This window comes from Rathayibacter sp. AY2B7, from assembly GCF_002931635.1.
GTDB lineage: Bacteria > Actinomycetota > Actinomycetes > Actinomycetales > Microbacteriaceae > Rathayibacter.
This window is the reverse complement of record NZ_PSUC01000154.1, coordinates 1-5,304: the sequence shown is the minus strand read 5'-3', so window position 1 is coordinate 5,304 and position 5,304 is coordinate 1. Positions and strand designations below refer to the sequence as shown.

Genomic DNA, 5,304 nt, shown 5'->3' with positions numbered 1-5,304 from the left:
ACGACGTGACGCTCGCCCAGCAGGCGCAGCAGCCCGCGAGCGACACGGTGCAGGAGACCCCGAGCGACTGGGCCGGATCCCTGCTGTCCTCGATCGCGGTCTCGGGCCTCGGCGAGCCGACCGCCGACGAGCTGACACCGACTCCGTAGCTCCCGCCCGACCCCGTCGCTCCCGCCCGGCCCCGCGTACACTGGAGCGTCCTCCCGGCCGTCCGTCCTCTGGAGCCCCCGTGACCACGCCCCCCTTCGATCCGCCGTCCGAGCGCGACATCGCGGTCGTCTCCGCCCAGCTGGGCCGTCCCGCCCGGGACGTCGTCGGGATCAGCGCCCGCTGCGTCTGCGGCGACCCGACGGTCGTCTCCACGAGCCCCCGCCTGTCCGACGGCACGCCGTTCCCCACCTTCTACTACCTGACCCACCCCGCCGCGACGGCCGCGATCTCGCAGCTCGAGGCCACCCAGGTCATGGTCGAGTACAACGCGATGCTCGCCGAGGACGAGGAGCTGCGCGAGGCGTACGCCGCTGCGCACCGGGCGTTCCTGGCCGACCGCGAGAGCGTCGGCTCCGTCCCCGAGATCGCGGGCATCTCCTCCGGGGGCATGCCCTCGCGGGTGAAGTGCCTCCACGCCCTCGCCGCGCACGCCCTCGCGGCGGGCCCCGGCGTCAATCCGATCGGCGATCTGGCCCTGGCCCGCGCCGACTGGTCTCCCGAGCGCTGCGCCTGCAGGCCGCTCGACGCGTAGCCGCTCCTACCGGAGCCACGGAGGCGCCACCACCGGCGCGCTCTTCGCTAAGCTGATTCCCAGTCGGGGTCAGTGCTGCCCACCGCATCGAGAGCGGGCACTTCGCATTGCGTGAGGGTGTTCGCATTGTCCATCCCTCTTGGAGAGTCAACCGTGCCCAGAATCCTGATCGTCGGAGGCGGCTACGCCGGCTTCTACACCGCGTGGAAGCTCGAGAAGCAGCTCCGCCCGCACGAGGCAGAGGTCACGATCGTCGACCCGCTGCCCTACATGGCGTACCTGCCCTTCCTCCCCGAGGTCGCCGCGGGGTCGATCGAGCCGCGCCACGCGATCGTCTCGCTCCGCCGCCACCTCAAGAAGACCGCGATCCTCGCCGCCAAGGTGACGAAGATCGACCACGCGAACCGCACCGCGACGATCACCCCGACCGTGGGCGAGCCCTACGAGTTCGAGTACGACCAGATCGTCGTCACCGCCGGCTCCGTCTCGCGCACCTTCCCGATCCCGGGCGTCGCCGACAACGCGATCGGCCTGAAGACGATCGAGGAGGCGACCGCGATCCGCGACCGCATGCTCACGAACTTCGACAAGGCCGCGTCGCTCCCCGCCGGCCCCGAGCGCTCGCGCCTGCTGACCGTCACGGTCGTCGGCGGCGGGTTCGCGGGCATCGAGGTCTTCGCCGAGCTGCGCTCCTTCGCGAGCGCGCTGCTCAAGCGCTACCCCGAGATCGACTTCGAGGAGACGCAGTTCCACCTCATCGAGGCGATGGGCCGGATCATGCCCGAGGTCGCCCTCGAGACGAGCCACTGGGTGCTGAAGAACCTCGACCAGCGCGGCGCCACCGTGCACCTCGACACGCAGCTCAAGTCGGCCGAGAACGGCGTCATCCAGCTGTCGACGGGCGAGAGCTTCGAGTCGGACCTCATCATCTGGACCGCGGGCGTCATGGCGAACCCGTCGATCAAGAACTCCGACCTGCCCATCGAGGAGCGCGGCCGCCTGCGCGTGCGCGCCGACCTCCGCGTCGGCCACGACGACGTGCTCGTCGAGGGCGCCTGGGGCGCCGGCGACGCGACGGCCGTCCCCGACCTCACCGGCGGCGGCGTCGGCGGCTTCTGCGTGCCGAACGCCCAGCACGCCGTCCGCCAGGGCAAGCTCATGGCCAAGAACATCACCGCGGTGCTCCGCGGCGAGGAGCCGGTCGACTACGTGCACAAGAACCTCGGCGCGGTCGCGGGCCTGGGCATCGGCATCGGCGTGTTCCAGTCCGGCAAGATCGCCGTGAAGGGCTTCCCCGCCTGGGTGATGCACCGCGGCTACCACGGTCTCGCCATGCCCTCGTGGGAGCGCAAGTTCCGCGTGGTCTGGGGCTGGTGGAACAACCTCTGGCTCGGCCGCGACATCGCCTCGATCGAGGCCCGCGAGTACCCCCGCGGCTCCTTCGAGACCTACGCGTCGCGTCCGCGTCCGGCGGCCCCGGCCGCCGAGGCTCCGGCCGCGCAGGCCCCGGCGCAGATCCCCGGCCAGGCCGGTGCTCCGGTCCCGGTCGGCGGCGAGCCCGCCAAGTCCTGACACCGCCGCCGGGAGGATCGCTCCTCCCGGTGGTCGCCCCCATAGCCCAATCGGCAGAGGCAGACGACTTAAAATCGTCTCAGTCTGGGTTCGAGTCCCAGTGGGGGCACCTCTCACCACACGTCCGACGCGCCGGACGCTCGCCGCGTCCTGGCTAGGCGGCGCGTGCGTGAGCGCTGCGGCCGGCGGGCTCGAGCAGAGCAGGGTCGAGCAGAGCGGCCTCGAGGGCCTCGGTGATCTCGCCCGGAGTGCAGTCGGCGCAGAGCACGACGAGCTCCTCCTCGGCGTCGCGGCCGCCGGAGCGGTCGAGGACGACGGCGTCGGTTCCGCAGAGTGCGCATTCGATCATGCGGGTACCGTACGTCCGACCTCCGACATCCCCGCTGCAGTGCCTCGGTGCGTCCCCAGCGCGTCGCGCTCCCGACCGGGCCGGGGCGTGCCCGCAGGGCGGATCGCGCCGAGGCACTGCATCCGCGAGCGGGAGGACAGCTCTCGCGAATCGGATGTCCGTCCAGCGGGCCCGCGCCGCCTCGCCTAGAGTCGTGGGCAGGCGGTTCCGCGCCCCGGCGCGAGCGCCGCGGGCGGTGAGGCGCCCGGTCCACGGCGGGCGCCGGCAACGGCTCCGCTTCTCGTGCCCGCGGGCACCGTCATGCACCGCCCGGCGACGGGCGGCCGGGAGGCCCCCATGGGGAAGCTGCTCTACGGAGCCTCGGGAGTCGAGATCGAGTTCGACGACCGCACGCTCACGCACGTCCAGATCGTCATCGCCAACAAGCTGCGCCGCCGCGAGAGCTTCTTCTTCTCCTGGCGGGACGACCCCGCGGTCGGCGACGGCCGCTCGAGCATCTGGCTCGACCCCTCCGTGCCCCTCTACTTCAAGTACTTCGGCGGACGGGTCCCCTCGATCAACCGCACCTGGATCGACCTGCTGACCGTCTCGGCGAACTCGTCCGGCGGGCTGCAGCTCGTGCAGGAGCCGGACGCCGCCCCCACCCCGCCGCCGAAGGGCGAGCAGGGCGCCTGACCCCCCACCCGCCACGCCCCGGAGAAGAGCCCCATGCAGCGCGACGTCTCGGCCCACCTGACCCTCGACGTCGCGGCTCCGGCCGCCCTCGTCCTCTCGATCGCGGTGGCGGACGCGTACGGGGCGGAGGAGTCGCTGACGCTCACCGTCGACGGCCGCCCGCTCGCCGCTCGCGAGGTGATCGACCAGCACGGCACCCGGCTGCACGTGCTCGACGCGCCGGTCGGGCACCTCGTCGTGCACTACTCCGCGCGCGTCCTGGGACGCCTCGCTCCGCTCGAGGGCGACGAGGTGGACCGGCTGCGGTACCTGCGGCCGAGCCGATACGCCGAGTCGGACGTGCTGTGGGCGACGGCCCGGGCCGAGTTCGCCGGCCTCGCCGGGGCGGACCTCCTGCACGCGGTGAGCTCCTGGGTCGGCACGCGGCTGGCGTACGTCCCCGGCTCGAGCCTTCCGACGGACGGGGCCGAGCGGACGCTGCTCGCCCGCCGCGGCGTCTGCCGCGACTTCGCGCATCTCGTCGTCGCCCTCCTCCGGGCGCTGGACGTGCCCGCCCGGCTGGCGGCCGTGTACGCGCCGGGCCTGCAGCCCATGGACTTCCACGCGGTCGCGGAGGCCTGGATCGAGGGGGAGTGGCGGGCGGTCGACGCGACGACGCTCGCGCCGCGGTCGAGCCTCGTGCGGATCGCGACGGGACGCGACGCGGCCGACACCGCGTTCCTCGGCGTCTACGGCGGCATCGCGACGCTGCGCGAGCTGACGGTGAGCGCCGTCGTCGACGTGCTGCCGGACGACGATCTGGACCGGCCCGTCTCGATCGGCTGAGCGGGCCGCCCGGCCGGCTACTCGGACTCGACGAAGCGCCGCCAGGCCCAGATCGACGTGCACACCGCGGTGAAGGCGACCACGGCGAAGAGCACCGGTCCCGCGCCCCCGTCGCGCGACCAGGAGGCGATCGTCGGGGTCAGCAGCACGAACAGCACAGTGGTCGCGAGGAGGGTCAGCCCGAGCCAGAGCAGCGGCGACCACTGCAGGATGCTGCGGCCGGCCGGGCGCCCGACCGGGAACAGCAGCACCACGCTCGAGCCGACCGAGATCAGTGTCGTCGCGCTCAGCACCTCGGCGGCCAGGACGGAGCCGAACGTCCCGTCGGGCGGGATGACGGCGGAGGCTCCCCAGGCGAGTCCGGCGAGTCCCAGCAGCGAGACGACGCGGACGGTCGCGAGCTTCGCCCGGTCGACGACGGACGTGCCCTCGGGGAGGACGAGGCCGATCACCACCCCGAACAGGAGCGCGGGGTCAAGCCCCGCGAAGCGCGAGACGAGGGCGGCCGCCGCGACCAGCAGCAGGGCGCGGGGAGCGGCGACGACGCCGATCCCGCGGAGGCCGATGCGCCGGCCGACCAGGGCCGGCACGGCGGCGGCGACCGCGTTGACGACGGCGACCGCCACGATGACGGCGATCAGCAGCCGCAGATAGGCCGGCTGTCCGTCGACGCGCCCCGAGAGCAGGACGAGTCCGGCCGCGCAGCCGATCATCCCGACGACCATCAGGCGGGGAGAGACGGGACCGGCGTCCGGCTTGTCGTCGTACTCGACGGCGGCGCGGTTGCGCCCGGTGAGGTGCCAGCTGCGCTCGGCGCGGGGGGCGCGACCGGCAGCGGCCAGGCGGGCCGGCACGACGACCAGGACGAGGGAGAGCAGAGCGAGGGCGAGCGAGCGCATCCAGTCGGCCATCGAGACGACGGGCGAGCCGGCGGTCAGCGCAGTGGTCATCCCGGTCGCCGAGCTCCAGCCGCCGGGAGCCGACCCGGCATCGGGAGCGGGTTGCGTCGGCACGTCTCCGCCGCCCTGATCGGGGGCGGGGACCGGAGCCGCGGTGGGATCGCCACTCGGCTCCTCCTGCGGCGCGGGCGCGGTCTGCCCGGGCCGCGCGGGGGCCGCGGTGGCGGTGGGCGAGGCGCTGC

General features: G+C 73.5%; 5 protein-coding genes, 1 tRNA gene and 1 pseudogene. 5 read left to right on the top strand and 2 right to left on the bottom strand.

The genetic code is table 11. The features are described 5' to 3' along the window. The first annotated feature begins 229 nt into the window (after positions 1-229). From C5C27_RS16490 to C5C27_RS16480, 3 genes are all read left to right on the top strand, one after another. Entirely contained in the window at positions 230-742 is a 513-nt protein-coding gene (locus C5C27_RS16490; protein WP_104227430.1) for a DUF501 domain-containing protein, read from the top strand. 153 nt (positions 743-895) lie between these two features. Then, positions 896-2,314: an NAD(P)/FAD-dependent oxidoreductase gene (locus tag C5C27_RS16485; protein WP_104225019.1), complete on the top strand. Its 1,419-nt coding sequence runs from the start codon at positions 896-898 to the stop codon at positions 2,312-2,314. A 35-nt stretch (positions 2,315-2,349) separates the two neighbouring features. Next, positions 2,350-2,423 (top strand) — tRNA-Leu (locus C5C27_RS16480). A 45-nt stretch (positions 2,424-2,468) separates the two neighbouring features. Here C5C27_RS16480 and C5C27_RS16475 read toward each other — a convergent pair. Then, a complete protein-coding gene (locus C5C27_RS16475; RefSeq protein WP_104239591.1) occupies positions 2,469-2,663 on the bottom strand; it encodes a hypothetical protein in 195 nt (64 codons plus the stop codon). 336 nt (positions 2,664-2,999) lie between these two features. On the opposite strand from C5C27_RS16475, the gene C5C27_RS16470 reads away from it, so the two are divergent. Then, on the top strand, positions 3,000-3,338 hold the full coding sequence (locus tag C5C27_RS16470; protein WP_068211888.1) for an ATP-dependent DNA ligase: 339 nt from the start codon (positions 3,000-3,002) through the stop codon (positions 3,336-3,338). Positions 3,339-3,371: 33 nt separating this feature from the next. Then, complete coding sequence (locus C5C27_RS16465; RefSeq protein WP_104314939.1) at positions 3,372-4,163, top strand: transglutaminase family protein; 792 nt, start codon at positions 3,372-3,374, stop codon at positions 4,161-4,163. A gap of 17 nt (positions 4,164-4,180) precedes the next feature. Here C5C27_RS16465 and C5C27_RS16460 read toward each other — a convergent pair. Then, a pseudogene (locus C5C27_RS16460) lies at positions 4,181-5,304 on the bottom strand (hypothetical protein); the annotation flags it as partial.

Excerpts from the sequence above, each read along its gene's own strand:
- C5C27_RS16475 (WP_104239591.1), bottom strand. The coding sequence starts at position 2,663 with ATGATCGAATGCGCACTCTGCGGAACCGACGCCGTCGTCCTCGACCGC.
- C5C27_RS16470 (WP_068211888.1), top strand. The coding sequence starts at position 3,000 with ATGGGGAAGCTGCTCTACGGAGCCTCGGGAGTCGAGATCGAGTTCGAC.
- C5C27_RS16465 (WP_104314939.1), top strand. The coding sequence starts at position 3,372 with ATGCAGCGCGACGTCTCGGCCCACCTGACCCTCGACGTCGCGGCTCCG.